Below are 25,504 nucleotides of genomic sequence, written 5' to 3' on the forward strand. Positions count from 1 at the left end.
GCGCTTTTTTCTATATTAACTAGTTGTTTCATTAGGCTTACGAAGAAAAGGAGATTGTTTAGAGGTGTCATACGAAATTTGATCAAGCAAATACGTTAAATATAAGTTCAGTTCAAATCGATCTTCCGACACAAAATCTGTAAGCGCTTGCTTATTATCTTTCCACATGGTAATTCCTCCTTAATTTTACATACTAATGAATGGATTTAATATCAGAAAGCAAAAGGGAAACAACGGCTTCATTTTCGTCTTTTACGGATAGAATTTGCTGATGGAGATTTAAGTTGTGCACGCGGCCTTTGCACGTTTGCAACTTCCCATCTTTATAGTAAGAAACAGTTATCGTCCCACTTTTCGTTAATTCTCGTAAAAACATTCAAGAAGCCTCCTTAAAAAAGATTACCTGATTTAAAAGCCAGTCCTTTCATTTGAGATGAGCAAAAGGGAATTGTATGTACTGCAAGCTTCCCTTTATATTCTTCAACGTGTATGAATAGATGGAATAAAAGGTTGCTAGCTCACCTATAAACTGTCCTAAATTTCAGAATATACTGTCTTTTACATATAGTGTTTTTTAAAAGGATTAATGTTACATTTATTATGTAACATTCTGATGAGAAAGAAAACCGTTTCTACAAAACTTCTCTAAAAATTACAAAATATTCATATTCATGGGAAGGATGTAGAATGAACAAATAATGAACAAATATAGAAGTAACTGCGTTTATAAAAAAAGTAAACATAACTTCAATTATTAATGATCTTAATACTAGTTATCAATTATATGTATTTTACTAATTTATTCTTCTCCGATAAAATGCAGGTAGACGAATTTGATAAGAATTTTCTAATGATTTATATAATTAAATTTGATATAATCTATAGGAATAATAATGTATGAAAGGAAACATCATTGATTAATTAGACACAGGTATTAAATGTTGTTGAAGATGATTCGTAAAAGCATACATATTTAAATTATATATTTTTGTGAGGTGGACAGTGTTGCAACTTAAGGTAGTAAACAGCCCTTTTAATCAAGAACAAGCAGATTTGCTTAATCGCCTTCTGCCGACATTAACAGAAGCACAAAAAATGTGGTTGAGCGGTTATTTAACAGCAGCTCAATCTACGTCTGCCGAAGGAACGCCAGACGTTTCTACAGCAGCGCCTGCTCAAACGAAACAGACAGTTTCAAAAGACGTAACGATTCTTTATGGATCACAAACAGGAAATGCTCAAGGACTTGCTGAAAATACAGGCAAAACGCTTGAAGCAAAAGGCTTTAATGTAACTGTATCTTCTATGAATGATTTCAAACCAAATAATTTAAAGAAACTTGAAAATTTATTAATTGTCGTAAGTACACATGGAGAAGGAGAGCCGCCTGATAATGCGCTATCTTTCCATGAATTTCTTCACGGCCGTCGAGCGCCAAAACTTGAGAACTTCCGTTTCTCTGTTTTATCGCTTGGAGACAGCTCATACGAATTTTTCTGTCAAACAGGAAAAGAATTTGATGTGCGCTTAGCAGAACTTGGCGGTGAAAGACTGTATCCGCGCGTTGACTGTGATTTAGATTTTGAAGAGCCCGCCAATAAATGGCTTAAAGGTGTTATTGACGGATTAAGCGAAGCGAAAGGACACAGCGCTTCGGCAGCTGTTCCAGCGGAAGCTCCTGCAGGAACTTCACCATATTCAAGAACAAACCCTTTTAAAGCAGAAGTGCTTGAGAACTTAAACTTAAACGGCCGCGGATCAAATAAAGAAACGCGACACTTAGAACTATCTCTAGAAGGTTCAGGTTTGACGTATGAACCAGGAGACAGTTTAGGTATTTATCCTGAAAATGACCCGGAGCTTGTTGATCTTCTTCTTAACGAATTCAAGTGGGATGCAAGTGAAAGTGTAACGGTTAATAAAGAAGGAGAAACGCGTCCTCTTAGAGAAGCGCTAATCTCTAATTTTGAAATTACCGTTTTAACAAAGCCGCTTTTAAAGCAAGCAGCTGAGCTTACTGGAAACGATAAGTTAAAAGCGCTTGTAGAAAATCGCGAGGAATTAAAAGCATACACACAAGGCCGTGATGTAATTGACTTAGTTCGTGACTTCGGTCCATGGAACGTATCGGCACAAGAGTTTGTAGCCATTCTACGTAAAATGCCAGCGCGTCTTTACTCGATTGCAAGCAGCTTATCAGCAAACCCTGATGAAGTTCATCTAACAATCGGAGCGGTACGCTACGAAGCGCATGGACGCGAGCGTAAAGGTGTTTGTTCAGTCCTTTGTTCAGAACGTTTGCAGCCAGGCGATACGATTCCTGTATACCTTCAAAGCAATAAAAACTTTAAGCTTCCTCAAGATCAAGAAACGCCAATTATTATGGTAGGACCTGGTACAGGTGTGGCTCCGTTCCGCTCATTTATGCAAGAGCGTGAAGAAACAGGGGCAAAAGGAAAGTCATGGATGTTCTTTGGAGATCAGCACTTCGTAACAGACTTCCTTTACCAAACAGAATGGCAAAAGTGGTTAAAAGATGGCGTACTGACAAAAATGGACGTGGCGTTTTCACGCGATACAGAAGAAAAAGTATACGTACAAAACCGTATGCTCGAACATAGTAAAGAATTATTCCAATGGTTAGAAGAAGGCGCATCTTTTTATGTGTGCGGAGATAAAACAAATATGGCACGCGACGTGCACAACACGCTAGTTGAAATTATCGAAACAGAAGGCAAGATGAGCCGTGAACAGGCGGAAGGTTACCTTGCTGAAATGAAGAAACAAAAACGTTATCAGCGTGATGTATACTGAGGATTGAAAGGAGATTTTCAACATGGTAAACAAAATTTTAAAAGCGCCCGAAGGTCCTCCAAGTGACGTTGAGCGCATAAAAGATGAAAGTAATTATTTGCGCGGTACATTAGGAGAAACAATGCTAGACCGCATTAGCTCAGGTATTTCTGAAGACGATAATCGTTTGATGAAGTTCCACGGAAGCTACTTGCAAGATGACCGAGATCTTCGTAACGAACGCCAAAAACAAAAGCTAGAGCCAGCTTACCAATTCATGCTTCGAGTCCGTACGCCAGGCGGTGTTTCAACACCAGAACAGTGGCTAGTGATGGATGATTTAGCACAAAAATACGGAAATGGAACGTTAAAGCTGACAACTCGTCAGGCATTCCAAATGCACGGAATTTTAAAGTGGAACATGAAGAAAACGATTCAAGAAATTCATGCTTCGTTATTAGATACAATTGCAGCTTGCGGAGATGTAAACCGTAACGTAATGTGCAATCCGAATCCCTATCAGTCAGAAGTACACGCTGAAGTATTCGAATGGTCAAAAAAATTAAGTGATTACTTATTGCCTCGTACAAGAGCGTACCACGAACTTTGGCTAGATAAAGAGAAAGTGATCAGCACACCGGAAGTGGAAGAAGAAGTGGAACCAATGTATGGTCCGCTCTATTTGCCAAGAAAGTTCAAAATTGGCGTAGCTGTTCCACCGTCTAATGATATTGACGTGTATTCACAAGACCTTGGCTTTATTGCCATTTTAGAAGACGAGAAACTTGTTGGGTTTAACGTAGCAATCGGCGGCGGTATGGGTATGACGCACGGAGATAAAGCAACTTACCCTCAGCTTGCAAAAGTGATTGGGTTCTGTCGACCTGATCAAATTCTAGAAGTAGCTGAAAAAATCATTACGATTCAACGTGATTACGGAAACCGCTCTGTACGTAAAAACGCGCGTTTTAAATACACGGTTGATCGTCTTGGATTAGAAACGGTAAAAGAAGAGCTTGAAAATCGTCTGGGCTGGAGCTTAGACGAAGCAAAATCTTATCACTTTGATCATAACGGCGACCGCTACGGCTGGGAAAAAGGTGTAAAAGGAAAATGGCACTTTACTCTTTTTGTTCAAGGTGGACGTATTGCTGACTTTGAAGACTATAAGCTTATGACGGGTCTTCGTGAAATTGCAAAAGTTCATAGCGGTGATTTCCGTTTAACGGCCAATCAAAATTTAATTATCGCGAACGTATCAACTGAAAAGAAAAAACAAATTAGTGACCTCATCGAACAATATGGATTAACTGACGGCAAGCATTATTCGGCTCTTCGCCGCAGCTCATTAGCTTGTGTATCGCTTCCAACTTGCGGGCTTGCGATGGCAGAAGCTGAGCGTTATCTCCCAGTTCTTCTTGAGAAAATTGAAGCAATTGTAGATGAAAACGGCCTTCGCGATAAAGAAATTACTATTCGTATGACGGGCTGTCCTAACGGCTGTGCACGTCCTGCTTTAGGTGAAATTGCTTTTATCGGTAAAGCGCCAGGTAAATACAATATGTATCTTGGAGCAGCATTTGATGGCAGCCGCTTAAGTAAAATGTACCGTGAAAATATCAGTGAAGAAGAAATTTTAAACGAGCTGCGCGTCTTGCTTCCTCGCTATGCAAAAGAAAGAGAAGAAGGCGAGCACTTTGGTGACTTTGTCATCCGCGCTGGTGTAATCGAAGCTGTAACAGACGGCACGAATTTCCACGCGTAATATGTATAAAGGGACTTTTCTAACTTACAGAAAAGTCCCTTTTTCTATTTTAATATTCTCTAACAAATACAGCTACTCCAAATACTCCTAATCTTTCAGCAGTAATTTGTTCAAAGCCGTTGTCAAGTAAACAATGAGCTGCAGTGCGGTAGCGCTGACCTTGAGCTAACAAACGTCGGCAAGGATTTGCGCTGCCGATTACTGTTGCTTCTACGACGGTACGAGGAGCTTGTCTATCCAAAGGATTTCGCTCCCACAGAATTGTCACCACATCCGGAGGACGTGGGATAGATACATTTCCTGTGTGTTCATGCATAGCCATCCTTACACTATAGTAAATGCAAAAAATGCCAGAATGCTTGTACACACGCTGATTTTTATTAAAAAAGGCGTTCAACTATGCCTAACTCGGCTAATTTCATAGCAATGAGGTGACTAATAGAAACGGATGGTATAAAAAAGAATGCTATAATGTAAAAGAAAGGAACTTTTATCAAGGAGGGAGAAACATGCAGCAAAAACGAGTAGCGGTTATTACAGGGGGAGCAAGCGGAATTGGCAAAGAAACTGCCTTAAAGTTTGCGCAAAAAGGAGACGCGGTGGTCATTGCTGATTATGATAAAGGGAAAGGCAAAGAGGCCCTTCAAAAAATTGAAGAAGCTGGAGGGAGCGCTTTATTTGTGCAAACGGACGTCACGAAGTTTGAAGAAGTGGAAGCACTGATTGAAGAAACCGTGAACCGCTTTGGGCGAATTGATGTGATGTTTAACAATGCAGGTATTGGGCACCCAACATCTATTTTAGATCAAGACTTAGAAGAATATCACCGTATTATTAATGTAAACCAGCACGGCGTTACATACGGGATTATGGCAGCGGGCAGGAAAATGAGAGAGTTAGGTATTAAAGGCGTCATTATCAATACGGCATCTATTTTTAGCTTCTTAGCCTCACCCGGTACCTATGCCTATCACGCAACGAAAGGAGCTGTTGTGATGATGACGAAATCAGCTGCGCTAGATCTCGCTAAATACGGTATTCGCGTTGTCGCCGTTGCGCCAGGATTTGTTGATACGCCCATTATTCAAGGCTATAAAGACAACGGTATGATTGAAGGAATGAAAGCGAAAACGATGAGCAGAGAGCTCACTGCACCAAAACAAATTGCAGATATGGTTTATTTGCTTTCCTTAGAAGAAGCGGGAGCTGTAAACGGCAGCGTCATCATGGCTGATGATGGGTATGCGGCATTTAAATAAAATGAAAAAGGATTCTTTTTAAGAAAAGAATCCTTTTTTATTATGTAGCAGGCAGGGAACTATAAACAAACGTATCGTGAGCTTTTCCGTTTTGATACATATAGTTTTTTAACACGCCTTCTTTTTGAAACCCGAGCTTTTCAAGCACATGCTGTGATGCTTTGTTTTCAAGAAACACAACAGCTCCAATCCGCACTAGCTGAAGGGTATCAAAGCCATAAGTCATAACAGCCGAAGCAGCTTCTAAAGCATAGCCGTGACCCCAGTGCTGAGGGTGTAGCTCATAGCCAATTTCCGCGCGCTTATGCTTTTGGTTCCACTGATTAAATCCAACTGTCCCGATTAATTCCCCCGTATCGAGCCGTTCAATTCCCCAGCGCACGCCTTTTTGATTTCTGTAATTTTCAGCAAAAATATCAATCAGAACCAGAGCTTCTTGAATAGTTATGAATTTTTCTTGCCCGTAATATCTAATAACTTCTTTCTGAGAGAAGCAGTCAAAAATACTATCTGCATCGACTTCTGTTATTTCACGAAGTGTAGTGCGAGGTGTAAGAAGAATAGGAAACATGCTTTTCTCCTTTCTATTTTATATAGAAAGATTTCGTCAGCTCAGGGAAAATACCTTTTATTTTATTTTTCTGTTATAAATTAAGTAGAAATACGGGCTAAACGACTAAGAAAAAGATGGGAACAACTTCTAAATAACGCAAACAGTTGTTACGTACTAGCCCTAAAAACAGTATACTAAAAAAACAAATAGAGCTAGCTGCACGTAGAGCAGCTAGCTTTCCTACAGGAAAGAACCTATTTTTTAGTTAACTGATTGCGATCTTCAATTTGAGGAGGCTCTTCAAGCCATCCGTTTTGAATCATGATTTTACCGCCTTCTTTTGCCAAACTGTAAATGTCTTTTGCAAGCTGGAGCATCTTTAATGGCAAATCACTTCTTAAACTAAAGGCTCCTCCTAAAGCGTTACTCCCAAGACCGAACGTACTCAAAAGACTCGTATTGTACATCATCAGCTTATCTGAAAAAGGAGGAACGGTTGAATTCGTCGCTTTTCCGGCATGAGTAGCCGGAGGTTCTATGTAGCTATGGCGTAAAATATCACCTAGTTCTGTTTCAATTTTCTTCGAAAGCTTCATACCCCTGACAAAATGCTGCTGTGCCTCTTTATTGTTGGCCACTTGAGCAAAACCAATCATCAGCTGCATTCCTACAAGATTTGTATCAACAGCATGTTGAATAAGTGACACTTCAATGGTATTCAACGATCTTTTTTCGCTAAACCAGCTCAATCCGCCTATATAATTTTGCGCATGGACAAAATGGACTTCCTTAGGCATAGAAACGTATGGGGGTTTTGCGATGACACCCGTTTCTAACAATACTTGTGTGGATTGATTGTATATGTCCTGTGCTTCTGCTGTTGCCTCTACGAAGAAATTCCGGATATCTTCTCGGTAAGACATGGTCGAATGCAAAGCAAACAGTCCTGTTTCAATTTGAGACATTAAGCGTATATACATGACTTCGAACATATGATCGTATAACTTAGGAACTCCTACATTCACGTCATCTTTCGTAAAACCAATTGGGATAACAGCGCCTTCGTTCTCAAATATTTCTTTAATTTGCGCTACACTTTTTAAAGATCGGCTGTAATATAGCTCAAAAAGTTCTTTGTAATCCTGTTTATCTTCCAGAAAATATTCTAAAAACCTCAAAATCATCGTTTTTTCCTGATAAGTCATCCATAAGTTAGCAAGCTCTGAGGACGTGAGCGGCGGAAGTTTTGATGTGCTCATTGTACACATTCCTCCTGAAAATAGTGATAGGTAAATATGTATAGCTTTATTAGTATTTCTTTTATTTATAGGAATATTCTTCTTTTTAATTTATTGAAAAGCTTCAGTAGCGGTTATTATAGTAAGATAATTGAAGGAAATGAAGCTTACCAACAAGTCAGTTGTATGATAACTGATATGAATAAAACTGAGTTTTTCTATTACTTTAAATAATTTGACAATTGGTGTTATTCTTACTATTATGAAAACATAAGTTTTACATATATTGCTAGAGTTCAGCACAAATTCTAGCAGCACTATAAGTAAGGAGCTTACGATGAAGCACATTGTCCAAGCAACAGATCATCCTAGAACGAAAGATACATTAAAAGAAGATTTACGCAGGTTAGGCATAACAAAAGGGATGACTATCACGGTTCATTCTTCGCTATCTTCATTAGGGTGGGTAAACGGAGGTTCAGTAGCCGTTGTTCAAGCTTTAATGGAGACAGTGACAGAGGAAGGAACGATCGTGATGCCGTCACAGTCGGTCGATCTTTCGGATCCATCAGAATGGGGCAATCCGGCTGTGCCAAAAGAGTGGTGGGAAACTATTCGGGAAACGATGCCTGCATATGATCCAGCTCATACACCAACAAGCGGGATGGGACAAATCGTGGAAACTTTTCGAACATATCCTGGTGTAAGAAGAAGCAGCCATCCAATGTATTCATTCGCCGCTTGGGGAAAGGACAGCGAAGACATCTTAAGAGATCATCCTCTTGAATTTAGTTTAGGCGAAAATTCTCCTCTTGAAAGGCTTTACAAAAAACATGCCTTTGTTTTATTATTAGGTGTCGGGTTTGGAAATAATACTTCTTTTCATCTAGCAGAATATCGGATTCCATATCGAAACGTGATTCAAAAAGGGTCTCCAGTTATGGATTCAGGAAAGCGAGTATGGAAGACGTATAAAGAATTAGAGTTTCGAGAAGAGCTGTTTGAAGAGATAGGTGAAGCGTTTATTGAAGCAAAAAGAATAAAAGCTGAAAAAATCGGTTCAGCACGTGCATACTTCTTTTCAATGCCTAAAGCCGTCGATTTTGCTGAAACGTATTTGAAAGCGCTATAGTGAGCGCTTGTATGCTTTCTAAGTTGTCTGTATATCAGACAACTTGAAGTGAGACAAACAAGAGTCCCGCCGTCTCTAGACTTTATATTAACAAAGCGCAGCAGTCGTTTAAGCAAGATAGTTTACTTTTTATGTTTCTTGTTTCATAATGGCACTTGTCTGTGAATTTATTCGGTCAGGTTGTCTTACAATTATGGAGATAAAAAGCAAGTGTTAAATAAATTCATTAAAAAATTTAAATGTATAGAAAAAAAGGAGAGAATACAATTATGTCACTACGTGATCAAGCACTACATATGCATCAAGAAAAACAAGGTAAGTTAGAAGTTAAATCAAAAGTTGAAGTTCAAAACGCTCAAGATTTAAGCTTAGCTTACTCTCCGGGAGTAGCAGAACCTTGTAAAGAAATTCATGAACATCCAGAAACGGTGTATGATTACACAATGAAAGGAAACATGGTCGGCGTTGTGACAAATGGTACTGCTGTTCTTGGTCTTGGAAACATCGGACCTGCGGCTTCACTTCCCGTTATGGAAGGAAAAGCAATTTTATTTAAAAGCTTTGCAGGCGTAGACGCATTCCCAATTGCCCTTGATACAACAGATACAGATAAAATTGTTGAAACTGTGAAATTAATGGCTCATACATTCGGAGGCATTAACTTAGAAGATATCGCAGCTCCACAGTGTTTTGAAATCGAAGAGCGCCTGAAAAAAGAAGTAGATATTCCTGTGTTCCATGATGATCAGCACGGTACAGCAATCGTAACAGTAGCAGGACTTGTAAATGCATTAAAAATTGTAAACAAATCAATGGAAGACTTAAAAATCGTCTTAAACGGAGCAGGAGCTGCCGGCATTGCCATTACAAAACTTCTTTATTCTTACGGCGTACGTGACATGATTATGTGTGATACAAGAGGTGCTATTTATGAAGGACGCCCTCAAGGTATGAACAAAGTAAAAGCGGAAGTGGCTTCTTATACAAATGTAAACAAAGAAAGCGGTACGCTAAGCGATGTAATTAAAGGCGCAGATGTATTTATCGGCGTATCTGCAGCAGATGCATTATCTCAAGAGATGGTTAAATCAATGAATGGAGATGCAATTATCTTTGCGATGGCAAATCCTAATCCAGAAATCAAGCCGGACGCTGCAAAAGAAGCAGGAGCGGCTGTTATTGGAACAGGTCGTTCAGACTTCCCTAACCAAGTAAACAACGTTCTTGCATTCCCTGGAATCTTCCGTGGTGCGTTAGACGTTCGCGCTACTCATATCAACGAAGAAATGAAAAAAGCTGCTGTTGAAGCAATTGCAGCCCTTATTACAGAAGAAGAGCTAAACGCTGATTACGTTATCCCTGGACCATTTGATCCTCGCGTAGCGCCAGCTGTAGCAGAGTCTGTAGCAAAAGCGGCAATGGATTCAGGCGTTGCCCGCATTACAATTGATCCAGCACGTGTAAAAACACATACAGAACAATTAACAAAAATCGAAAACTAATAACGGTAAAAAAGCCCTTTGAAACGCTGTTTCAAAGGGCTTTTTGTTTTAAAGACCTGCTGTAACCGCTGTGAAATCTAAACGTAACACCATTTCATCTCCCATATGATGTACAATAAAGAGAAAAGAACCCAGGTTTTGTATCATAAAGGGAGGAACAAAGATGTACACCGTATTTTCAACATTTAATGTACCGGATGAAAAAGCTGAAGAAGTGATTGGAATTTATAAAAATCGTTCAAAATCAGTCGACGAGGCTCCAGGATTTGTAGACTTTCTACTTCTTCAAAACGATAAGCGAGCAGGGGAGCTCACCGTTCAGCTTACATTTGATACGAAAGAGAATTATTTAAGCTGGGTACGAAGCGAAGATTTCAAGCGTATTCATGATTTAGAGAAAAAGTACCCTGATCAAGAACTGGCAGCTGTCATCCCAAAAGTTTCTCAGTACAAAGTGGTGGCACGATGAGTTCACTTCCCGTTAATAAGATCGTCGAAAGAGTAACGGAGAAAATCTACGAGTTAGAACCTTCTTTGCTCGAAAAATTCGGAGAGCGCGGCAAAGAAAGATGTTATGAAGATAATCATTATCATATGAAGTATCTGGAGACAACATATAAGTTAGACAACCTGCAAATTTTTACGGACTATGCCTTATGGTTAAACAATTTACTCACAAGTAGAGGCATGAAAACACAGCATATTATTGATAATTTTAAGTTTATACAAGAAGCGCTGTTTGAATTAGATAATTACGGTGATAAACAAGTACAGGCTTACGTGACTTACTTAGAAGAAGCAAATCATATACTGAAGCAACAGCAGCTTTAAAAAAGAGGCTAGGACAAAAGTGTTTTAGTTAAAAGAAAATCCGAACGGGTTTGATTCTTGATAGAGAATTTAACCCGTTCGGATTTTTTCATTGGTAGGGTGAACGTAGGTTTCCTGTATGTAGATGCTTCTAGCTGTTGATTGGAGTAATGTAGTTATATTTCACTTTTTTGTTTTACATATGTATAAAGGTGGAAATAAAAAAGAAAAAGGAGAATACATATGCAAAAACAGCTAACAAAAGGAATCCTGTCCTTAGTCACTCTATGTATGATTGGAAGTGCGGCAGCTTGTTCAGGTGAACCAGCTAACAAGACAAAATCTGATAATCATAAAGCAGAGGAAAAACCAATTGAAGACCGTCAAGAATTAACAAAGCTACAGCAGTATTCCAACGACCCAGACATTAAAAAGGGGAAAGAAGAAGATTTTGACTTGATCGGTACGTTAAAAAAAGACGCTGAAAAAGAAATGACGCTGAATATTGATGATCAACTCGTTAAAGTACCAAAAAGCTCTAGGATGGAAGTGGAAGGCTCACAGCTAAAAGATATGCTTAATAAAGAAGTAGAAGCTGAAATTGACGCAGCTAAACAAGAAGCAATTAGTATTGAATTAACTCCAAAAGCAAAAGCAGACAAAGATGGCGTGTATGAACAAGATGGAGACGAACGTAAAATTGTGGGTATTTTTATAGAAGAAAGTAACAAACATATAACGGTAAAAGTTCCAAGCGGCAAAAAAACGTATCAAAAAAGCACTGACTTTGAAAAAGAAGAAAAAGGCAGTTTAAAAGAAAAGACGGTATACCTTGAAATCAACTCAGCTAACGAAGTAGAAAGTATAGAAAAAGAAGACCGTGAATAAATAAAGCTACACTTCTTTCCCTCCTTGCTCTCTTGACTTTTTGAACTGTGTCACTTAACGTTACAGTAGAGAAAGAAAAAAGGTGGTTTATGGAAGATGAACAGTGAATTTACCATTGCCGTGCACAGCTTAGTGTTCCTAGCAAATTTGCCAGATCACCGAGCAAGCAGTGAATCGATTGCTTATAATATCTGTACCAATCCTGCACGGGTTCGGAAAATAATGAGTACACTCAGAAAAAACAACTTGGTTCGGACAAAAGAAGGGCTAGGCGGCGGTTATACTTTAGGCTGCAGCCCTGCTGAAATAAGTCTTGGGGTGATTTACCGAGTTATATCGACAGGAACGCTGAAGCCTCACTGGTGCAGCGGCGATCCTGACGCTGACTGTATTGTCAAATCAAACATTCAAACAGTGATGGACGACATTTTTACAGAGAGTGAGCAAAGTGTAATTAGGCATTTAGATCAAATTACGATCGAAGACGTGCTGAAAAAAGTTAAAACTGCTCACTAAAAAGCACCTTGCTCATGCAAGGTGCTTTTGTTATGACTCTTTGGAAGCGGCTGTTTCAGCCGCTGCTGCTTTTAAGCTGTCATTTACTTTTCTTCCATTCTCTAAATACTCTGTTTTGAAGCCGCTTTTTAAAGCCCATGTGTAGAAGAGAAGAGAAACAACAACAATAATTCCCATATCCCATCCATATTTAATAACGTTAAGACCCCCAAACTTTTCGCTTCCAAGCCATGAAATAGTCATCATACACAGTAAGTATACAACCATCCATACGCCACCTTTGAAGTTCTGGCGGAATCCCTTCCATTTAGCCTTTGCTTGATAATAAAAATAAATAGGCAGGCCGATTAAAATAATAAACAAAACTTGTCCAGTTAGCGGCCAGCGTGCCCAATATAGCGTTAATGAAGCAAAAATAAAGCCGAGCGGCGCAATAATGCTTAATCCTTTTAAACGAAGGGGACGATATAAATCGCTTCCAGTTCGTCTTAGCGTCATAACCGTAACAGGGCCTGTAATGTAAGAAATAAGCGTAGCGACTGAAATAATTTCAGCAAGCACGCCCCAGCCCCGAAATAAAAACAAAAAGACAAGAGCAACAGCTAAGTTAAAAAACATGGCTTGACGCGGAACACCATAAATAGGATGAAGACGTCCTAGAACACTTGGCAAATATTTATTTTGTTCCATACCATAAATCATTCGAGCAGTAGTAGCTGTATACGTAATACCTGTTCCAGATGGTGAAACAAACGCATCTGCATACAGGACAATGACAAGCCAGTTAATGTTAAGAGCAATGGCTAAATCTGCAAATGGAGAGTTAAAATTTAAATGACTCCATCCCTTCGCAATATCAGAAGGGTTTACCGCACCGATAAAAGCAATTTGAAGAAGCAAATAAATGACTGTAGCCACTAAAATTGAGCCTACAACCGCAATTGGAATAGATCTCCCAGGATTCTTTGCTTCTCCAGCCATATTAATAGGGCTTTGAAAGCCGTTAAAAGCGAATACAATTCCAGATGTAGCAACAGCTGTTAGCACACTAGCCCAGCCGTTTGGTGCGATGCTGCTTCCAGAAGTGAAGTTCTCGCCGTGAAAGCCGACAAATAAAAGTGCTCCAATTGTAAGTCCCGGTATAACAATTTTAAAAATAGTGATTAACGAGTTGGCCTTGGAAAATAGTCCAACTGTCCAATAATTCAGTAAAAAGTAAATAATCAATAGCACAGTAGCGATAGCTAATCCTTCGCCAGTTAACGTTCCTTTTTCTACGAGGTGGCTTGTCCACTGTGCCCACTTCCAAGGCCACGAACTCATATACTGTACAGAAGCTACTGCTTCGACTGGAATAACGGATACAATCGCAATCCAGTTTGCCCAAGCAGCGATAAAACCAATAAACGAACCGTGTGAGTACTGCGTATACTTGACCATCCCGCCGGCTTCAGGAAACATGGATCCTAATTCACTGTAAGAAAGTGCAATAAATAAAATAACAACCATTCCAATGACCCATGATAAAATAGCAGCCGGCCCTGCAATTTGAGCTGCTCGCCACGCTCCAAATAACCAGCCGGAACCAATAATTGATCCAAGTCCCGTCATGGTTAACGCGAATGTTCCCATTCTTCGATGTAAATTGTTCATCTGACTAACACCTTTCATGTAAAATAAGTCTTTCATTTAAACATTGTTGCTTTATTATTATTATTCTGAAATCTTTGGTTAACAACTTTTGTCGTTACACGCAGTTCTTAATGCCTATTGATTTCCAGTTATGCAGGAAAGCTATCCTCAACCTTTCTGTCACGGTAATTAAAGCGCTTTACTTTCTTTTTCATCCTACAGGAAACCCTACAAAAATAGATAAAAACCGACAAAAAGTTATCAAGTTCATATCTTATGCACTAGCAATATGAAAAAATTAGGGGATAAGTGATAGTTATATTCCCTAAATATGTGAAGAGAAAACGCGCTTCATAATAAAGCCCCTTTTGAATAGAGGAATAAATACCTTCAAAAGGGGGGAGAGTTGGAATTTTATCTTTCTTGATGTTTATACTCGAGTAGTTTTACGACGTTTTCTACATCATTTTCAGCAGAAAGTTCGTTGATATTCACTTTATAAATAAGCGTATCCGTTGCAAAAAATTCATCTTCTCCCTCGGGTTTTACTTTTAAGTTTAAGATTTTCACCCGCACAATATGAGTGAACTTACCGCCTTTGCCGGGCTGTATTTCACCCATTTGTATCCCGATATCATCTTTTTTAATAGGGCGAACTTTTACTTTTTTATGCTGTTTACCGTAAACCTTCTCATAATGAGAAGTAATATCTTGATGTACCCAAGGTTCAAGAGATTGATAAATAAAATCTTTTACAACAGGCTGACTTACGTGTGATTCTATATTTTCTTCTGGTATATTTTCTTCTGCGGAAATGGAAAGCGTAAAACAAAAAAAGACAAATGCTGCTAAAAATAAAAATTTTCCCACGAAAAAACCCACCTTACCTGTTCGTTTATGTAGCTGATTTTCTAAATCTGCCTCTTTATCTTTTGAACAAAGGCAGGAAGGTATGCACAATTTTTTTGGTGGAATTTACCTTATTTAAAATCAATTTAGTTTAAATAAAATATGTTCTAAATAATTGATTGAAAATTCAAATGTGGTTTACGTACAAAGAATAGCCAAGTGCGCCTTTACATAGGGGCACTTGGCTATTTTCATGAACATTTTATGCTGCTGTTTTCTTATTGCCTTTAAAAATAAAATAAAGAGCTAATAACATAAATGCTACACCAATCCAGCGGGATAGATCAAAGGGTACTTCCTTGCTTCCAAACCAGCCAAAATGGTCGATAATCATACTTGCAAATAACTGACCGATAACAGTTGAGATATTAGCTGCTGTTACACCAATTTTAGGTACAGCTAAAACCGTTAGAAATAAATAAGATGCTCCGAATAAAGCGCAGGTAAGCTGCCATTTAGGGACATCGAAAACCGAGAGAATGTTTCTTTGACCAAAGAACACAACGACAATTGTTAAAATCATGGCACCTGTCGCAAAGGTTAAAAAAGCTGTTTCAAACGTACCTGTTTTTTTACTTAGTGTCCCGTTAATAGAAGACTGAGCGCTTAGCGTTAATCCTCCTATTAAGGTAAGTATCACCATCAATAAACTCATCGTAAAACCCTCCTAGAAAATAAGTACAAGCGCAATTCCCATACATACAATAGCCATTACGCGTTCTTTGTTAATTTTAATTTTATTGCTGCCAAGCCAACCAAAATGCTCAATGATCATGCTTGTAATCATTTGACCCACAATAACAGCAACCATTGAAACGCCAATTCCAATAAAGGGGATACTAATCACTAGAATTGTTAAATAAACCGTACCTAATAAACCGCCGGTTAAATTCCACTTAGGTGCTTTTAAGACGTAAGGTAGATCTCCTTTTCCAGCAAATAAAGTGGTCAGACCTAAAATGAGCGTTCCCATGATAAAAATATAATAACTGCTTTCAAGTTTCCCCACTGTTTTTCCAAGTTCTCCAGCAATAGCGCCTTCCATACTTAAAGCAGCGCCGCCTAGAACCGCAACCAAATAAACCAACAACTTCACGTTTATCACTCCAATATTTCTTTATATTTGTATATCTAGAAAAATAGATATAATGAGTGAAAAAAACTCGTTAAAGTTTTTTTCGTAAGAATGAAGAAAGCTCTTGAAGCGTTTCTTCATTTCGGCGATAGTATGTCCATTGACCGTGCCGAATTGACTCTAACAAACCTGCTTTTTGCATCATGGAAAGATAACTGGACACTGTGGACTGAGACAGCTGAGCTTTTTCCTGAATATCTCCCACGCAAACACCGCCTCTGCTGCTGACCTCCTTAGGCAAATGTGCTTGTTTGTCTTTAAAATGCTTTTCAGGTTCTTTTAACCACTCCAATATATTTAATCGAGTTTCATTAGATAATGCTTTAAAGATATCAATAGGTTTCATACTTATTATTTTATTCGTCACAGCTCAGATGTCAAATTTTCAAGTTTGCATTTTATAGTTGAATAACAAGCAATGCGTTGAATTATAACAGCTGTGAACAAAAAGTCAACTTATAATAGAGTATAAAAAAGAACGGTTTACCCAGCGCTTTTTCTATTTATATGATCAAGAAGTATCTTATTCTCTTGAGTAGAAAAGGTGACATATTCCTTATTTTTCAAGGGGTAGTTTAGTAAAATAGAAAAAAGTGAATAACAAAGGAAGCTAGTCTATTTACTCAGGGGGAGGGCTGCATATGCAAGGGAAAACAAAACAAGTGCGCTTTCGTAATATGGTAGCGTATGGATTTGGGGATTTGTTTGGCGGAGGATCCTTTTTTATTATCGGCACATTATTTATGGTTTTTTTAACGGATGTAGTCGGGCTTTCTCCTGTAGAAGCAGGAACGATTGTAGCTCTTGGAAAAGTGTGGGATGCTTTGTTAGATCCAACCATTGGGTACATATCTGATCATCTTCAGACAAAAAAAGGACGAAGAAGAGTCTTTTTTCTTTTTGGAATCATTCCAGTTGCTATCACGTTCAGTATGCTGTGGATTCCTATTGAAGGCTCGCATATGTTCAAATACACCTATTTTATCTTAGCTTATCTTTTATTTAACACGGTGTTTGGTATGGTCATGGTTCCTTACAATACGCTAGCAGCGGAGATGACGACAGATTATAGTATTCGTTCAAAAATGACGGGAATACGCATGGTCTTTTCACAAGGCGCTTCATTTTTAGGCGCTTTCTTCCCAAAACGAATCATTGATGCGTTTCCAGGTGGACAAGGATACTTAATCATGGGCATTATCTTTGGTCTTCTTTTTGCTCTTCCATGGATTTTTGTCTATAAAGGAACTTGGGATAGCGGAGAAGTAGTGGAACGAAAAAAGAAAAGCGGATTTTGGTTAGAATTTAAGCAGCTTTTTATCAGTTTTGGAAGTGCATTTAAAAATAAGTCGTTTAACGTGTATCTTGCTATGTACTTAGCATCTTACATTGCAATGGATGTATTTAATGCTCTTTTCTTTTATTTTATTGCCTATTACATGCTGCGCGAAGCTATTTATGCAGACACCCTAAGCTTTGTGCAAATTACACAAGTGCTATTTATTCCTCTTGTTACGTACATAGCCATTAAGTTAGGAAATAAATTAACCTATAACTTCAGCATGATCATCTGGGGAACGGGCATTGTTTTATTCAGTTTCCTAACAACAGACAGCTCTTTAGTTCTTATTTACTTAGCAGCATTTTTCTTAGGAAGCGGTCATTCTGGAGCGATTATGATTCCATGGAATGTACTGCCGTTCGTATCAGATGTAGATGAAATGATTACGACAAAAAGAAGAGAAGGCGTGTATGCAGGGCTGATGTCGTTTATTCGAAAATCTTCTCAGGCGCTTGCGATTTTTCTTGTTGGTGTTGCCTTAAAGGATATTGGCTATGTACCAAACGCCGAGCAGTCAGCGTCTACGCTAGCCGGCTTGCAAAAGCTGTTCATGATTGTACCTGCTATTTTGATTCTCGCTGGAATTATCGCAACCATATGGTTTAAAATAAGTCCGGAAAATCACAAAATCTTATTAACTGAAATTCAAAGAAGAAAAAAGGGAGGCCGAGCGAAAGATGTTACTCCTGAAGCGAAAGCGGTTTGTGAAAGTTTAACGGGTTATAAATACGAACAGCTTTGGAAAGACGTAACCATTTCAAAAGAAATTCGAGATAAAACGGTTGTTTAACCTATAACTTCGCGAAAAAGCGCAAAATTTTCAGCGCAAACAATCGCTAATTATATCCAATAAGAAACTTCCTCTGACGTATTGCCTTTTGACAAGAAAAGAAATTTTCCTGTCTATCGACTCATTTTTCAGGTGAATTTTAGAAAAGAAGGATTTCTTGCCATTAAAGATGTGCAATTTGGCACGTCTTGATAGGGTGGATTGTACAACTTATAATAAAACTATAAACTAGCCACAGGCGCTTTCAAGGCGCAGGTATAAATTAGAAAGAAGGAAGGTACAGTTTATGCCAATTCGATATGTTTGTCCACAATGCCAAGGAGCCGGTAAGAAATTTGGATTGATAAAGTGCAAAGTGTGCAACGGCGAAGGAAACATCATCATGTCTTCTAATGAGCCAGATCCAACTAAAAATAAGAAATTAAAATCATCTTCTAAACAAGATAAAGCAATGTAGGCTATTGCTAATAAAGGTATGTATGAACCCCGCTTTTCTATAAAAAAGCGGGGTTTTCTGCTAGACAGATAAAAGCTTTTCTTATGATACAATAAAATGAAAGTCGCTAAAATAAGGGATAGGGAACGGAAAGAAGAGGGAAATAGATGGAATACCCAGCAAAACAATTTACGCCGCAGTTAGAACAACATATACATACAGTTGAAAAATCTATGCAAGAACTTCTCAAATCAATATATGCACAATATAAAGAAGCTTTTGAAAAAAAAGGGATGGAGATTTCTGTAAAAGTGATCCGTGAAGGAGAAAATCCTTTTCAGCCCGGTTACCACGCCACTATTCAAGTGGGTATTTTCGAAAAAGATGAGTTTTTAGACAGTCTTTTTATTCCTATCTGGCACTGTGTACGCACGTTTTGGGGCATCCGTTCTTCGAGGAAGCTCCCAGGCAGCAAGATAACCGGCGAGCTGCTGGAAGAAACAGAAGAGGAAATAACAAAAGAAGTAGTAGGGTATTTAGAAATGCAGCTAGAAGATTAGAAGCGCCCTGCTTCTAATCTTCTTTAAATTGAAGAAGGTGCAGTTTCTTTTTCAATTTGTCTTTTAGCACGAATAAAAGCCGTCAGCTGCTGAATTTCTTCTTGAGATAGTTCCGCACCGTCGACCGTAATCGTATGAGTTTGAGGCGATGTTAATTCGATGGGTGCATCTGAAAGAGAGTGAGGTTCCTTTTCCTTACCTAGCAAGTAGTCTGTTGATGTATCAAATAGTTCTGCGATTGTAACGAGTGCTTCAAGAGAAGGACGACGATAGCCAGATTCGTATCCTGCGTAGGTGCTTTTAGCAATTTCAAGCTGGTCAGCTGTATATTGAAGAGACCATTTTTTTTCTTTCCTGAGTTGAGCTAATCTGCTTAACATTCATGACGCTCCTTTGTAGGTGTAGTATGTAAAAAACCGAGGCATTCAGCTCGCGCGCAGATCTTTGTAATCAAACCGTGAGCTAATTTACATTTTTATTCATTATATCATTGCTGCAGAGAAAAGTGTACGCGAAACGAATAATTTTTCTCTTGATTTATTGATTTTTGGTTACTATAATTACAGGTGAAGTACGCGAAATGAATATAATTTATTTGATAGATTGTCAGGTTTTTTTACAAAAATTAAGCAAAGGGGATGTCAGTTTTGAAAAAACTATTATTGTTATCAACTGGTGGAACGGTCGCTTCACTTGAAGGTGAAAATGGACTTGTTCCTGGAATGGAGCCGGATCAATTACTAAGCTACATACCTGATTTAAATGAACACTGTCAAATTGACAGCAAATCTCTTATGAATCTTGATAGTACAAATATGCAGCCAGAATGTTGGATAGAGATGGCAAAAGCGATTGAAGAGCATTATAATGAATACGATGGTTTTGTTATTACCCATGGAACTGATACAATGGCCTACACATCGGCAGCTCTTTCTTACATGCTTCAGCATTCTAAAAAACCAATTGCGATTACCGGATCTCAAATTCCTATTTCATTTAGTAAAACGGACGCGAAGCGCAACATTGCAGATGCGATTCGCTTTGCATGTGAAGAAACAGGCGGAGTTTATGTAATCTTTGACGGTCGTGTGATTCAAGGTACAAGAGCAATCAAGCTTCGTACAAAAAGCTATGATGCATTTGAAAGCATTAATTATCCATACGTGGCGTCTATTCATGATAATACGGTGGAATATACAAAATCCGTTCACTCTAGTAAAGAAGAGTTGACGGTTAATACATCTCTTTGTACGGATGTAGCGGTTGTTAAACTGTTTCCCGGCATTAAACCCGAATTTTTCGATGGATTAAAGGATGTATATCAAGGCGTTGTTGTTGAAAGCTATGGAAGTGGAGGTATTCCATTTCAAGTTCGCAACATTTTAGCCAAGCTTGTTGAGTTAACAAACCATGGTGTATCCGTTGTCATTACGACTCAGTGTCTTGAAGAAGGAGAAGACATGGGCATTTATGAAGTGGGCCGAATGATTAATCATGACAGCGTCGTTCGCTCAAAAAACATGAACACAGAAGCCATTGTTCCTAAATTAATGTGGGTGCTCGGACAAACCAAAGATCCTCACCAAGTTAAAAAGATGATGGAAACATCGATTGCAGAAGATATTAATTAAAAAAGAAAGCAGGTACAGCTATGAAACAAGAAACAGCAGGATATCGTACAGAAGCTGATTTTCTAGGAGAAAAACAAATCCCAGCAGACGTATACTACGGTGTACAAACCGCACGTGCCGTAGAAAATTTTCCGATTACGGGTTATAAAGTACATGAAGAAATGATTAAAGCGCTTGCTATTGTAAAAAAAGCGGCAGCGCTTGCAAATATGGATACAAAGCGCTTATATGAAGGTATTGGAAATGCAATTGTTCAAGCAGCTGATGAGATTTTAGCAGGTCAGTGGCATGAATACTTTATTGTTGACCCTATTCAAGGCGGAGCAGGAACGTCAATGAATATGAATGCCAATGAAGTTATTGCGAACCGTGCTCTTGAAATTATGGGAAATAACAAAGGGGAATATGGTAAATTAAGTCCTAACAGCCATGTGAATATGTCTCAGTCAACAAATGATGTATTTCCAACGGCTATCCATATTTCAACGCTGAACTTATTAAATAAACTTCTTGTTACAATGAATGACATGCATGATGTGTTTAAACGAAAAGCGCAAGAATTTGATCATGTAATTAAAATGGGCCGTACGCACCTTCAAGATGCTGTACCCGTTCGTCTTGGTCAAGAGTTTGAAGCATACAGCCGCGTGTTAGCGCGCGACATTAAGCGTATCAGCGCAACGCGTGACCACTTGCATGAAGTAAATATGGGGGCGACAGCTGTTGGAACAGGCTTAAATGCAGATCCTCGCTATATTGAAAATGTAGTCAAACACTTAGCGGATATCAGTGGTCTGCCGCTTGTGCATGCAGAGCATTTAGTAGACGCTACTCAAAATACAGATGCTTATACAGAAGTATCTGCAGCGCTTAAAATCTGTATGACGAATATGTCTAAAATTGCAAATGATCTGCGTTTAATGGCCTCTGGACCTCGTGCAGGTCTAGGAGAAATCAGCCTTCCTGCTCGTCAGCCTGGTTCTTCAATCATGCCAGGAAAAGTAAACCCGGTTATGGCTGAATTAATCAATCAAATTGCGTTTCAAGTAATGGGAAATGACCAAACAATCTCTCTTGCTTCAGAAGCAGGTCAGATGGAGCTTAACGTCATGGAACCTGTGCTTGTATTTAACTTGCTTCAATCAATCAGCATCATGAACAACGGTTTCAGAAGCTTTACAGATCACTGTTTAGCAGGAATTGAAGCAAACGAAACGCGCATGAAAGAATATGTAGAAAAAAGCGTAGGAATTATTACAGCTGTTAACCCTCACTTAGGCTATGAAGTCGTATCGCGTATTGCGCGTGAAGCGATTTTAACAGGAAAACCAATTCGTGAGCTTTGCCTTCAATACGATGTGTTAACAGAAGAGGAATTAGATCTTATTTTAAATCCATTTGAAATGACGAACCCTGGTATTGCAGGAAGTTCATTGTTTGATCGTCAGTAAAAAAACGGCTTCCATAAGGAAGCCGTTTTTTTATAAAGACATTTGCTGAATGACTGAGCGCATTCAACATACAAAAGTAAACGCTGCTATTCGCGCTGTTCATGTCATAGAAGATGTCGAATCGTAACGAAAAACTGGATCCTTTCGGGGATTCAGTTTTTTTGAGCAAATGAAGCAGGGATTTAGATGAAGAAAGGAGAATGCAAAAAGAGATTTAAAAACGAGCAGCTGGTAGCATCATTCAGCAAGAACATCTCATTTCAATTACACAAAGAAAGGTAGATGTAAATGAAAAAAGTATGGTCTGGATTAGTTGTTCTCATTGCTATTTGTTGGGTGATAACAGGATGTCAGCAAAGCAGTGCTTCAAGCGGTACTGTTGAACAAAAGCTCGTAATCGAAAAATACATAGCCGATAATCAATATGGCCATGCGGTTAAAATGAAAGACCAAAATCAAGTGCAGAAAGTGCAGCAGTGGTTAAAAGATGTATCATGGAGAGAAGAAAAAGCTGAAATGATTCGAAAACCTAACTACATTCTTCACTTTGAACCGGTGGAAACAAAAAAGGATATAAAGGTACAATCTTATCGCATGTGGGTCAACTTAGAAAACGAAACCGTTGAATTAGCTACAGATACACACTACGCACAGTTAAAGGGCAAACAAGCAAGATCATTTATTGAATTAGTAGAGCCGAAATAGAAAGCAGCTATACAACAATGTCCAATGAAAGCTAAAACTTCACTTGTTCATATCGAAGCTATCTTCACCGATATGCTTGATGATCTTGAAGGTCCAGAGCTGCTCATTACTAACGCGCTTGATATGAGGGTGTAGAAGTATTAAATGTGAGAGGTGACAAGCCGCAATTATTAAATGTAGCAATAAAGAATTACACTTACAGGTAGGTCATTGTTAAAATATTTTACTACAAGAAGTAAGGAAAAAAGAGAAATCAAGACGCTGATTTCTCTTTTTCATTCAGGCATGTCGATGATTGTTATTTCCGCGCATTTTGCGTAAAACAAAACTCACAATTAAGACTAAAATAACAGCACCAATAATAGCAGGAACAATTGCGAATCCGCCGATCTCTGGACCGAAATCTCCAAAAATTAGAGAGCCTAACCATGCTCCAATGAAACCAGCAATGATGTTTCCGATAATTCCACCTGGAACATCTCGTCCCGTTAACACACCAGCAAGCCAGCCGATAAGTCCTCCAACAATAAGCGTCCAAATAAATGACATATACCTAACCTCCTTTTTATAGGGAATTCCTTTTCATTCTTTCCTAAAACACATCCTGTCATGCGACATGCTTGCTGCAAACCCGTTTACATTTTTTCATCTATTTATCATATATGCTAAGATAGCCCACCATTAAACTGAAGAGTTATGTATGAGAATTCACTGTGAAAGTAACGATAAAAGGAAGGAGAGAAGTTCAGCTTATGTACGTTTTAGATTCAATTTAGCTCATTCTATTCGCAAAAAGGGACATCCGGTTCATTTTTTAAAGCTTTTTCCCTTAGTTTTACTTTTTTTAACGGTATTTGTGATATCATTTTAATTAAACAAATTCTTAACGGGAGAACAATATGGAGTCATTATTATTAGATAAAAAGCTTAAACACATTACGAATTTAATTCTAGAAAAAAAAGAAGAGTTCTCAAAACAAAAAAATTATGAAGAAAAAGATATTCAACAACAGTTAGAACCGTGGCGCGTTCATTTAATTCAAATATATGCTGATTCTGTCTCAACAAATGATACAAAAAACTTTGAAGTGCTTGAGGAGTGGGGAAGAGAAGTAGCGAATTTACTCGTTGTCCTTCAGCTTCCGTTGGATGTAGCATTAGAAGAAATCAGCTATTACCGAAATCTTATCGGGGAAATTATTAAAGAAGAAGCAAAAGCTGAAACGTTTACGTTTGATGCCTTCTATCAAGTTATTTCTCGTTTCAACGTAGTAGTAGATAAGGCCGTACACTGGGTTAGTAAATCATATATGACCGACTTTGCAAACAAAATCCAATCGGCTCGCTATGCAATTGATGAACTTTCAATTCCTGTGGTACGCATTACGAAAGAAATTGGCGTGATTCCTCTTGTTGGCGATTTAGATACAAATCGCGCTCAAATTCTAATGGAAAATGCGCTTCAACACGGCAGCGACTACAAGCTAAATTGGTTGATTATTGATTTATACGCGGTTCCAATTATTGATACGATGGTAGCGGACCAAATTTTTAAAGTAATCGGTGCTTTAAGATTATTAGGAATTCAAGTGGTTTTAAGCGGGATTCGGGCTGAAATTGCTCAGACGATGGTGAACTTAGGGTTAGATTTGGCTGACATTACGACTTTCAGTAGCCTTCACCAAGCAGTGGAACACGTTAATCAAGCGGACTAATACAACACAAAAGCCCATGAGTATGTAACCATATCATGGGCTTTTATTGGTAGAAGAAAATTTGAAGCTTATTTAATAAAGCATCTAATGATTGACTAACTTGAAGTGTGTTAGGACTTGTCATTCCTTCACGGACAGCCGTTTGAATCATTAACGTTCGTGTCTGTTCGATTTCTTCTATTAGTATTTGGTACATGGATTTGTCTTTTGAGTGGGTTGAAAGCAGCATGTTAATTCCTCTTTTTTCTATAGTGATTATGAGTGATTATGGTTAAATTAACATTAATAGGTTTATTTTTCAATATTATGAAATTAAAAATAGTAAATTTTAAGAATTTTTCATATAAAAAAAGAACCTCTTTTTTAACAGAGGTTCTTTTTCTAATATAATAATTTATTAGGCATGTTTATGACTGCCACGCATTTTTCTCATAATGAAACTTACGATTAACACTAAGATGATTGATCCAATAATAGCAGGAATAATAGCAAATCCACCTACAACCGGTCCGAAGCTTCCAAAGATAGCTGAACCTAACCAAGAACCGATAAAACCGGCAATAATGTTACCAATAATACCTCCCGGAACGTCTCTTCCCGTAATTAATCCGGCAAGCCACCCAATAATACCACCTACAATAAGTGCCCATAAAAATGACATAAATATCATCCTCCTTTTTAATGATGTATTGCTTATATAGGTTAATACCCCACTTAAAAGAAAACTATTCATGGAATAGCA

General features: G+C 38.3%; 30 protein-coding genes. 16 read left to right on the forward strand and 14 right to left on the reverse strand.

The features are described from left to right. Nucleotides 1-15: 15 nt before the first annotated feature. Together AC0C45_RS14790 and AC0C45_RS14795 are read right to left on the reverse strand one after the other, a co-directional pair. Nucleotides 16-168 (reverse strand): hypothetical protein, encoded by a 153-nt coding sequence (locus tag AC0C45_RS14790; RefSeq protein WP_013057796.1) that lies wholly within the window; start codon nt 166-168, stop codon nt 16-18. A gap of 25 nt (nt 169-193) precedes the next feature. Then, on the reverse strand, nt 194-376 hold the full coding sequence (locus AC0C45_RS14795; protein WP_047933159.1) for a YolD-like family protein: 183 nt from the start codon (nt 374-376) through the stop codon (nt 194-196). A 629-nt stretch (nt 377-1,005) separates the two neighbouring features. Between AC0C45_RS14795 and AC0C45_RS14800 the strand changes: the two genes are divergently transcribed. Together AC0C45_RS14800 and cysI are read left to right on the forward strand one after the other, a co-directional pair. Further along, on the forward strand, nt 1,006-2,814 hold the full coding sequence (locus AC0C45_RS14800) for an assimilatory sulfite reductase (NADPH) flavoprotein subunit (RefSeq protein ID WP_013083868.1): 1,809 nt from the start codon (nt 1,006-1,008) through the stop codon (nt 2,812-2,814). A gap of 22 nt (nt 2,815-2,836) precedes the next feature. Further along, nucleotides 2,837-4,558 (forward strand): assimilatory sulfite reductase (NADPH) hemoprotein subunit, encoded by a 1,722-nt coding sequence (cysI, locus tag AC0C45_RS14805; protein ID WP_472928235.1) that lies wholly within the window; start codon nt 2,837-2,839, stop codon nt 4,556-4,558. A gap of 49 nt (nt 4,559-4,607) precedes the next feature. Here the strand turns inward: cysI and AC0C45_RS14810 are convergent, their stop codons facing one another. After that, on the reverse strand, nt 4,608-4,799 hold the full coding sequence (locus tag AC0C45_RS14810; RefSeq protein ID WP_237892526.1) for a hypothetical protein: 192 nt from the start codon (nt 4,797-4,799) through the stop codon (nt 4,608-4,610). A 268-nt stretch (nt 4,800-5,067) separates the two neighbouring features. On the opposite strand from AC0C45_RS14810, the gene AC0C45_RS14815 reads away from it, so the two are divergent. Further along, nucleotides 5,068-5,817 (forward strand): SDR family NAD(P)-dependent oxidoreductase, encoded by a 750-nt coding sequence (locus AC0C45_RS14815; protein WP_047932532.1) that lies wholly within the window; start codon nt 5,068-5,070, stop codon nt 5,815-5,817. A gap of 40 nt (nt 5,818-5,857) precedes the next feature. On the opposite strand, the gene AC0C45_RS14820 is transcribed toward AC0C45_RS14815, so the two are convergent. Both AC0C45_RS14820 and AC0C45_RS14825 read right to left on the reverse strand, forming a co-directional pair. Beyond that, complete coding sequence (locus AC0C45_RS14820; protein ID WP_472928236.1) at nt 5,858-6,388, reverse strand: GNAT family N-acetyltransferase; 531 nt, start codon at nt 6,386-6,388, stop codon at nt 5,858-5,860. A 236-nt stretch (nt 6,389-6,624) separates the two neighbouring features. Next, nucleotides 6,625-7,629, reverse strand: a complete 1,005-nt coding sequence (locus AC0C45_RS14825; protein ID WP_034650719.1) for a DUF3231 family protein — start codon at nt 7,627-7,629, stop codon at nt 6,625-6,627. 316 nt (nt 7,630-7,945) lie between these two features. Here AC0C45_RS14825 and AC0C45_RS14830 point away from each other — a divergent pair, with 316 nt between their 5' ends. The 6 genes from AC0C45_RS14830 to AC0C45_RS14855 all read left to right on the forward strand — a co-directional run bounded on the left by AC0C45_RS14830 (nt 7,946) and on the right by AC0C45_RS14855 (nt 12,456). Further along, nucleotides 7,946-8,740: an AAC(3) family N-acetyltransferase gene (locus AC0C45_RS14830; RefSeq protein ID WP_047932528.1), complete on the forward strand. Its 795-nt coding sequence runs from the start codon at nt 7,946-7,948 to the stop codon at nt 8,738-8,740. Between the two features lie 269 nt (nt 8,741-9,009). Further along, nucleotides 9,010-10,242: an NADP-dependent malic enzyme gene (ystJ, locus tag AC0C45_RS14835; protein ID WP_013083861.1), complete on the forward strand. Its 1,233-nt coding sequence runs from the start codon at nt 9,010-9,012 to the stop codon at nt 10,240-10,242. 163 nt (nt 10,243-10,405) lie between these two features. Then, nucleotides 10,406-10,711: an antibiotic biosynthesis monooxygenase family protein gene (locus AC0C45_RS14840; protein WP_013057785.1), complete on the forward strand. Its 306-nt coding sequence runs from the start codon at nt 10,406-10,408 to the stop codon at nt 10,709-10,711. After that, nucleotides 10,708-11,073 carry a hypothetical protein gene (locus AC0C45_RS14845; RefSeq protein ID WP_016764767.1) on the forward strand — a complete coding sequence of 122 codons (366 nt, stop codon included), beginning with the start codon at nt 10,708-10,710 and terminating at the stop codon, nt 11,071-11,073. The genes AC0C45_RS14840 and AC0C45_RS14845 overlap by 4 nt, the downstream gene beginning before the upstream one ends. Nucleotides 11,074-11,295: 222 nt before the next feature. After that, nucleotides 11,296-11,940 carry a hypothetical protein gene (locus AC0C45_RS14850; RefSeq protein WP_237892525.1) on the forward strand — a complete coding sequence of 215 codons (645 nt, stop codon included), beginning with the start codon at nt 11,296-11,298 and terminating at the stop codon, nt 11,938-11,940. A 96-nt stretch (nt 11,941-12,036) separates the two neighbouring features. Continuing rightward, nucleotides 12,037-12,456 carry an Rrf2 family transcriptional regulator gene (locus AC0C45_RS14855; protein WP_013083857.1) on the forward strand — a complete coding sequence of 140 codons (420 nt, stop codon included), beginning with the start codon at nt 12,037-12,039 and terminating at the stop codon, nt 12,454-12,456. A 30-nt stretch (nt 12,457-12,486) separates the two neighbouring features. On the opposite strand, the gene AC0C45_RS14860 is transcribed toward AC0C45_RS14855, so the two are convergent. The 5 genes from AC0C45_RS14860 to AC0C45_RS14880 form a co-directional block, all read right to left on the reverse strand. Then, nucleotides 12,487-14,109: an APC family permease gene (locus AC0C45_RS14860; protein ID WP_016764764.1), complete on the reverse strand. Its 1,623-nt coding sequence runs from the start codon at nt 14,107-14,109 to the stop codon at nt 12,487-12,489. Nucleotides 14,110-14,502: 393 nt separating this feature from the next. After that, complete coding sequence (locus AC0C45_RS14865) at nt 14,503-14,958, reverse strand: hypothetical protein (RefSeq protein WP_014459377.1); 456 nt, start codon at nt 14,956-14,958, stop codon at nt 14,503-14,505. Between the two features lie 241 nt (nt 14,959-15,199). Continuing rightward, entirely contained in the window at nt 15,200-15,652 is a 453-nt protein-coding gene (locus AC0C45_RS14870; protein ID WP_237892523.1) for a DMT family transporter, read from the reverse strand. Between the two features lie 12 nt (nt 15,653-15,664). Continuing rightward, complete coding sequence (locus tag AC0C45_RS14875) at nt 15,665-16,093, reverse strand: DMT family transporter (RefSeq protein ID WP_047932519.1); 429 nt, start codon at nt 16,091-16,093, stop codon at nt 15,665-15,667. Between the two features lie 70 nt (nt 16,094-16,163). Then, complete coding sequence (locus AC0C45_RS14880; RefSeq protein ID WP_013083854.1) at nt 16,164-16,478, reverse strand: ArsR/SmtB family transcription factor; 315 nt, start codon at nt 16,476-16,478, stop codon at nt 16,164-16,166. A gap of 295 nt (nt 16,479-16,773) precedes the next feature. On the opposite strand from AC0C45_RS14880, the gene AC0C45_RS14885 reads away from it, so the two are divergent. The 3 genes from AC0C45_RS14885 (at nt 16,774) to AC0C45_RS14895 (ending at nt 19,260) form a co-directional block, all read left to right on the forward strand. Beyond that, a complete protein-coding gene (locus AC0C45_RS14885) occupies nt 16,774-18,264 on the forward strand; it encodes an MFS transporter (protein ID WP_237892522.1) in 1,491 nt (496 codons plus the stop codon). A gap of 286 nt (nt 18,265-18,550) precedes the next feature. Beyond that, nucleotides 18,551-18,721: a hypothetical protein gene (locus tag AC0C45_RS14890; protein ID WP_013083852.1), complete on the forward strand. Its 171-nt coding sequence runs from the start codon at nt 18,551-18,553 to the stop codon at nt 18,719-18,721. 146 nt (nt 18,722-18,867) lie between these two features. Beyond that, nucleotides 18,868-19,260: a hypothetical protein gene (locus AC0C45_RS14895; protein ID WP_047932515.1), complete on the forward strand. Its 393-nt coding sequence runs from the start codon at nt 18,868-18,870 to the stop codon at nt 19,258-19,260. 23 nt (nt 19,261-19,283) lie between these two features. Here the strand turns inward: AC0C45_RS14895 and AC0C45_RS14900 are convergent, their stop codons facing one another. Next, nucleotides 19,284-19,640: a helix-turn-helix domain-containing protein gene (locus tag AC0C45_RS14900; RefSeq protein ID WP_013057773.1), complete on the reverse strand. Its 357-nt coding sequence runs from the start codon at nt 19,638-19,640 to the stop codon at nt 19,284-19,286. Between the two features lie 267 nt (nt 19,641-19,907). Here AC0C45_RS14900 and AC0C45_RS14905 point away from each other — a divergent pair, with 267 nt between their 5' ends. The 3 genes from AC0C45_RS14905 (at nt 19,908) to AC0C45_RS14915 (ending at nt 23,047) form a co-directional block, all read left to right on the forward strand. Continuing rightward, on the forward strand, nt 19,908-20,891 hold the full coding sequence (locus AC0C45_RS14905; protein ID WP_034650732.1) for an asparaginase: 984 nt from the start codon (nt 19,908-19,910) through the stop codon (nt 20,889-20,891). A 20-nt stretch (nt 20,892-20,911) separates the two neighbouring features. Continuing rightward, nucleotides 20,912-22,342 carry an aspartate ammonia-lyase gene (gene aspA, locus AC0C45_RS14910; RefSeq protein ID WP_013057771.1) on the forward strand — a complete coding sequence of 477 codons (1,431 nt, stop codon included), beginning with the start codon at nt 20,912-20,914 and terminating at the stop codon, nt 22,340-22,342. A gap of 288 nt (nt 22,343-22,630) precedes the next feature. Then, a complete protein-coding gene (locus AC0C45_RS14915) occupies nt 22,631-23,047 on the forward strand; it encodes a YhfM domain-containing protein (RefSeq protein WP_016764756.1) in 417 nt (138 codons plus the stop codon). Between the two features lie 279 nt (nt 23,048-23,326). Here the strand turns inward: AC0C45_RS14915 and AC0C45_RS14920 are convergent, their stop codons facing one another. After that, complete coding sequence (locus tag AC0C45_RS14920) at nt 23,327-23,596, reverse strand: GlsB/YeaQ/YmgE family stress response membrane protein (protein ID WP_013083843.1); 270 nt, start codon at nt 23,594-23,596, stop codon at nt 23,327-23,329. Between the two features lie 350 nt (nt 23,597-23,946). On the opposite strand from AC0C45_RS14920, the gene AC0C45_RS14925 reads away from it, so the two are divergent. Next, entirely contained in the window at nt 23,947-24,762 is an 816-nt protein-coding gene (locus AC0C45_RS14925; RefSeq protein WP_034650734.1) for an STAS domain-containing protein, read from the forward strand. A gap of 43 nt (nt 24,763-24,805) precedes the next feature. Here AC0C45_RS14925 and AC0C45_RS14930 read toward each other — a convergent pair whose 3' ends face one another. Further along, entirely contained in the window at nt 24,806-24,991 is a 186-nt protein-coding gene (locus AC0C45_RS14930; protein WP_013057763.1) for an aspartyl-phosphate phosphatase Spo0E family protein, read from the reverse strand. Nucleotides 24,992-25,159: 168 nt separating this feature from the next. Next, entirely contained in the window at nt 25,160-25,423 is a 264-nt protein-coding gene (locus AC0C45_RS14935) for a GlsB/YeaQ/YmgE family stress response membrane protein (RefSeq protein ID WP_013083841.1), read from the reverse strand. Nucleotides 25,424-25,504 lie beyond the last annotated feature (81 nt).

It is taken from the genome of Priestia sp. VA7, assembly GCF_055710015.1.